Here is a 5,286-nt window from a genome sequence, read left to right on the forward strand (position 1 = left end):
AGAGTCTTTTACGGAGAGTTTGATCCTGGCTCAGGACGAACGCTGGCGGCGTGCTTAACACATGCAAGTCGAGCGGTAAGGCCTTTCGGGGTACACGAGCGGCGAACGGGTGAGTAACACGTGGGTGATCTGCCCTGCACTCTGGGATAAGCCTGGGAAACTGGGTCTAATACCGGATATGACCATTCCATGCATGTGGGGTGGTGGAAAGATTTATCGGTGCAGGATGGGCCCGCGGCCTATCAGCTTGTTGGTGGGGTAATGGCCTACCAAGGCGACGACGGGTAGCCGACCTGAGAGGGTGACCGGCCACACTGGGACTGAGACACGGCCCAGACTCCTACGGGAGGCAGCAGTGGGGAATATTGCACAATGGGCGGAAGCCTGATGCAGCGACGCCGCGTGAGGGATGAAGGCCTTCGGGTTGTAAACCTCTTTCAGCAGGGACGAAGCGTGAGTGACGGTACCTGCAGAAGAAGCACCGGCTAACTACGTGCCAGCAGCCGCGGTAATACGTAGGGTGCGAGCGTTGTCCGGAATTACTGGGCGTAAAGAGTTCGTAGGCGGTTTGTCGCGTCGTTTGTGAAAACCCGGGGCTCAACTTCGGGCTTGCAGGCGATACGGGCAGACTTGAGTGTTTCAGGGGAGACTGGAATTCCTGGTGTAGCGGTGAAATGCGCAGATATCAGGAGGAACACCGGTGGCGAAGGCGGGTCTCTGGGAAACAACTGACGCTGAGGAACGAAAGCGTGGGTAGCAAACAGGATTAGATACCCTGGTAGTCCACGCCGTAAACGGTGGGCGCTAGGTGTGGGTTCCTTCCACGGGATCTGTGCCGTAGCTAACGCATTAAGCGCCCCGCCTGGGGAGTACGGCCGCAAGGCTAAAACTCAAAGGAATTGACGGGGGCCCGCACAAGCGGCGGAGCATGTGGATTAATTCGATGCAACGCGAAGAACCTTACCTGGGTTTGACATACACCAGACAGCTGTAGAGATACGGTTTCCCTTGTGGTTGGTGTACAGGTGGTGCATGGCTGTCGTCAGCTCGTGTCGTGAGATGTTGGGTTAAGTCCCGCAACGAGCGCAACCCTTGTCTTATGTTGCCAGCACGTGATGGTGGGGACTCGTAAGAGACTGCCGGGGTCAACTCGGAGGAAGGTGGGGACGACGTCAAGTCATCATGCCCCTTATGTCCAGGGCTTCACACATGCTACAATGGCCAGTACAGAGGGCTGCGAGACCGTGAGGTGGAGCGAATCCCTTAAAGCTGGTCTCAGTTCGGATCGGGGTCTGCAACTCGACCCCGTGAAGTCGGAGTCGCTAGTAATCGCAGATCAGCAACGCTGCGGTGAATACGTTCCCGGGCCTTGTACACACCGCCCGTCACGTCATGAAAGTCGGTAACACCCGAAGCCGGTGGCCTAACCCCTTGTGGGAGGGAGCCGTCGAAGGTGGGATCGGCGATTGGGACGAAGTCGTAACAAGGTAGCCGTACCGGAAGGTGCGGCTGGATCACCTCCTTTCTAAGGAGCTTCTTCTCGGCTCGGACCGTCACACAGGTGACGGGGGAGCGAGACAGAACCTGTTTAGTCCCCGCATGTGGGACTGCAGTGCTCACGGGTGGAACACTGACAATTTATTCTTTTCATGATGGTCGCCGGCCTGTGTGCTGGTGGTCGAAGAGAGTTATATCGGCATACTGTTGGGTCCTGAGAGAACAAGCGCGAGTTTGTTTCTTCTCTAGGCAAGAATATGCAGGTGGGAGATCGTATCCCTATCGCGGAATGGTGGTGACATTGTTCTGGTCTGATGGATACAGGATGGTTTTCCATGTGTGTGTTGTTTGAGAATTGCACAGTGGACGCGAGCATCTTTGTTGTAAGTAATTTAGAGCGTACGGTGGATGCCTTGGCACCAGGAGCCGATGAAGGACGTAGGAGGCTGCGATAAGCCTCGGGGAGCTGTCAACCGAGCTGTGATCCGAGGGTGTCCGAATGGGGAAACCCAGCACGAGTGATGTCGTGTTACCTGCACCTGAATATATAGGGTGTGTGGAGGGAACGTGGGGAAGTGAAACATCTCAGTACCCACAGGAAGAGAAAACAATTGTGATTCCGTGAGTAGTGGCGAGCGAAAGCGGAGGAGGCCAAACTTTGTGCGTGTGATACCCGGCAGGGGTTGCGTATGGAGGGTTGTGGGGTTTGCATGTGATGGTTCTGCCGGACTGTCCGACAGTGATAAATCATGGTGTTAGTCGAAGTGGTCTGGAACGGCCTGTCGTAGAGGGTGAGAGTCCCGTAGACGAAAACACCCGTGACTGTCGAGTGTGGATGCCCAAGTAGCAGCGGGCCCGTGAAATCTGCTGTGAATCTGTCGGGACCACCCGATAAGCCTGAATACTCCCTGGTGACCGATAGCGGACTAGTACCGTGAGGGAAAGGTGAAAAGTACCCCGGGAGGGGAGTGAAATAGTACCTGAAACCGTGCGCTTACAATCCGTCAGAGCCTGCGAGTCACTTGTGACTGTGGGTGATGGCGTGCCTTTTGAAGAATGAGCCTGCGAGTTAGTGGCATGTCGCGAGGTTAACCCGTGTGGGGTAGCCGTAGCGAAAGCGAGTCCGAATAGGGCGTATCACCTTCGGGTGTGTAGTGGCGTGTTCTAGACCCGAAGCGGAGTGATCTACCCATGGCCAGGTTGAAGCGACGGTAAGACGTCGTGGAGGACCGAACCCACTTAGGTTGAAAACTGAGGGGATGAGTTGTGGGTAGGGGTGAAAGGCCAATCAAACTCCGTGATAGCTGGTTCTCCCCGAAATGCATTTAGGTGCAGCGTCACGTGTTTCTCGTCGGAGGTAGAGCTACTGGATGGTCTAGGGGGCTTACCGGCTTACCGAAATCAGCCAAACTCCGAATGCCGATGAGTGAGAGCGTGGCAGTGAGACTGCGGGCGATAAGGTTCGTAGTCGAGAGGGAAACAGCCCAGATCGCCAGCTAAGGTCCCTAAGCGTGTACTAAGTGGAAAAGGATGTGGGGTCGCGAAGACAACCAGGAGGTTGGCTTAGAAGCAGCCACCCTTGAAAGAGTGCGTAATAGCTCACTGGTCAAGTGATCCTGCGCCGACAATGTAGCGGGGCTCAAGTACACCACCGAAGCTGCGGCACTCACACAATAGCCCGCTGGATTTCTACGGAAGTTCAGCCAGGTGTGTGGGTGGGTAGGGGAGCGTCGTGCAGCCGTGGAAGCGCCGGGGTGACCTAGGTGTGGAGGCTGTGCGAGTGAGAATGCAGGCATGAGTAGCGAAAGACGAGTGAGAAACTCGTCCGCCGAATGACCAAGGGTTCCTGGGCCAGGTTAATCCGCCCAGGGTGAGTCGGGACCTAAGACGAGGCCGACAGGCGTAGCCGATGGACAACGGGTTGATATTCCCGTACCCGTGTGAACGCGCCCCTGGTGAATCAGTGATACTAACCGCCCTGAATCCATGGGATTCACTGCTTTCGAGTAGTGGACGTTGGGTGGATGCGTGGGACCTGATCTGGTAGTAGCCAAGCGATGGGGTGACGCAGGAAGGTAGCTGAGCCAGTCAGTGGTAATACTGGTGTAAGCCTGTAGGGCGAACGGTAGGCAAATCCGCCGTTCATCGAGCCTGAGAGGTGATGCGTAGCCGATTGAGGCGAATTCAGTGATCCTATGCTGCCGAGAAAAGCCTCTAGCGAGCTTTCACACGGCCCGTACCCCAAACCGACACAGGTGGTCAGGTAGAGAATACTGAGGCGATCGAGATAACTATGGTTAAGGAACTCGGCAAAATGCCCCCGTAACTTCGGGAGAAGGGGGACCACGCCTGGTGATCGGACTTGCTCCGTGAGCTGGGTGGGGTCGCAGAGACCAGTGAGAAGCGACTGTTTACTAAAAACACAGGTCCGTGCGAAGTCGTAAGACGATGTATACGGACTGACGCCTGCCCGGTGCTGGAAGGTTAAGAGGACCGGTTAACTGCCCTTGTGGTGGTGAAGCTGAGAATTTAAGCCCCAGTAAACGGCGGTGGTAACTATAACCATCCTAAGGTAGCGAAATTCCTTGTCGGGTAAGTTCCGACCTGCACGAATGGCGTAACGACTTCTCAGCTGTCTCAACCATAGACTCGGCGAAATTGCATTACGAGTAAAGATGCTCGTTACGCGCGGCAGGACGAAAAGACCCCGGGACCTTCACTATAGCTTGGTATTGGTGTTCGGTTCGGTTTGTGTAGGATAGGTGGGAGACTGTGAAGCGGTGACGCCAGTTACTGTGGAGTCGTTGTTGAAATACCACTCTGATCGTATTGGATACCTCAACCTCGGACCATGATCTGGTTCAGGGACAGTGCCTGGTGGGTAGTTTAACTGGGGCGGTTGCCTCCCAAAATGTAACGGAGGCGCCCAAAGGTTCCCTCAGCCTGGTTGGCAATCAGGTGTCGAGTGCAAGTGCACAAGGGAGCTTGACTGTGAGACTGACAGGTCGAGCAGGGACGAAAGTCGGGACTAGTGATCCGGCACCGGCATGTGGAAGCGGTGTCGCTCAACGGATAAAAGGTACCCCGGGGATAACAGGCTGATCTTCCCCAAGAGTCCATATCGACGGGATGGTTTGGCACCTCGATGTCGGCTCGTCGCATCCTGGGGCTGGAGTAGGTCCCAAGGGTTGGGCTGTTCGCCCATTAAAGCGGCACGCGAGCTGGGTTTAGAACGTCGTGAGACAGTTCGGTCTCTATCCGCCGCGCGCGTCAGAAACTTGAGGAAGGCTGTCCCTAGTACGAGAGGACCGGGACGGACGAACCTCTGGTGTGCCAGTTGTTCCACCAGGAGCACCGCTGGTTAGCTACGTTCGGAAGGGATAACCGCTGAAAGCATCTAAGCGGGAAGCCTGTTCCAAGATGAGGTTTCTCACCCCCTTTGGGGGGGTAAGGCCCCCGGCAGACCACCGGGTTGATAGGCCAGAACTGGAAGTCGGGTAACCGATGCAGGTGACTGGTACTAATAGGCCGAGGACTTACCACAAAGAAGCTACGCGTCCACTGTGCAATATCTGAAACAACACACGTTTCAACACGATAACTGAATGAACCAACACCCTCGACACTGTCGAGTTCCCTGTTGTGTTCCGTGTGTGACTGTTTCACAGAGTTACGGCGGCCATAGCGGAGGGGAAACGCCCGGTCCCATTCCGAACCCGGAAGCTAAGCCCTCCAGCGCCGATGGTACTGCACCCGACAGGGTGTGGGAGAGTAGGACACCGCCGTGCA

General features: G+C 55.9%; 3 rRNA genes. All 3 read left to right on the forward strand.

The annotated features are described in order from the left end of the window. Positions 1-7: 7 nt before the first annotated feature. The 3 genes from DK926_RS26175 to rrf all read left to right on the forward strand — a co-directional run bounded on the left by DK926_RS26175 (position 8) and on the right by rrf (position 5,285). Positions 8-1,525 (forward strand): 16S ribosomal RNA (locus DK926_RS26175). A 353-nt stretch (positions 1,526-1,878) separates the two neighbouring features. Next, positions 1,879-5,041 (forward strand): 23S ribosomal RNA (locus DK926_RS26180). Positions 5,042-5,168: 127 nt separating this feature from the next. Beyond that, positions 5,169-5,285: ribosomal RNA gene (rrf, locus tag DK926_RS26185) — 5S ribosomal RNA — on the forward strand. The 16S, 23S and 5S rRNA genes sit together here, the layout of an rRNA operon. Position 5,286 lies beyond the last annotated feature (1 nt).

It is taken from the genome of Rhodococcus sp. Eu-32 (assembly GCF_003336925.1).
In the GTDB taxonomy this organism is placed as follows: Bacteria; Actinomycetota; Actinomycetes; order Mycobacteriales; family Mycobacteriaceae; genus Rhodococcoides; species Rhodococcoides kyotonensis_B.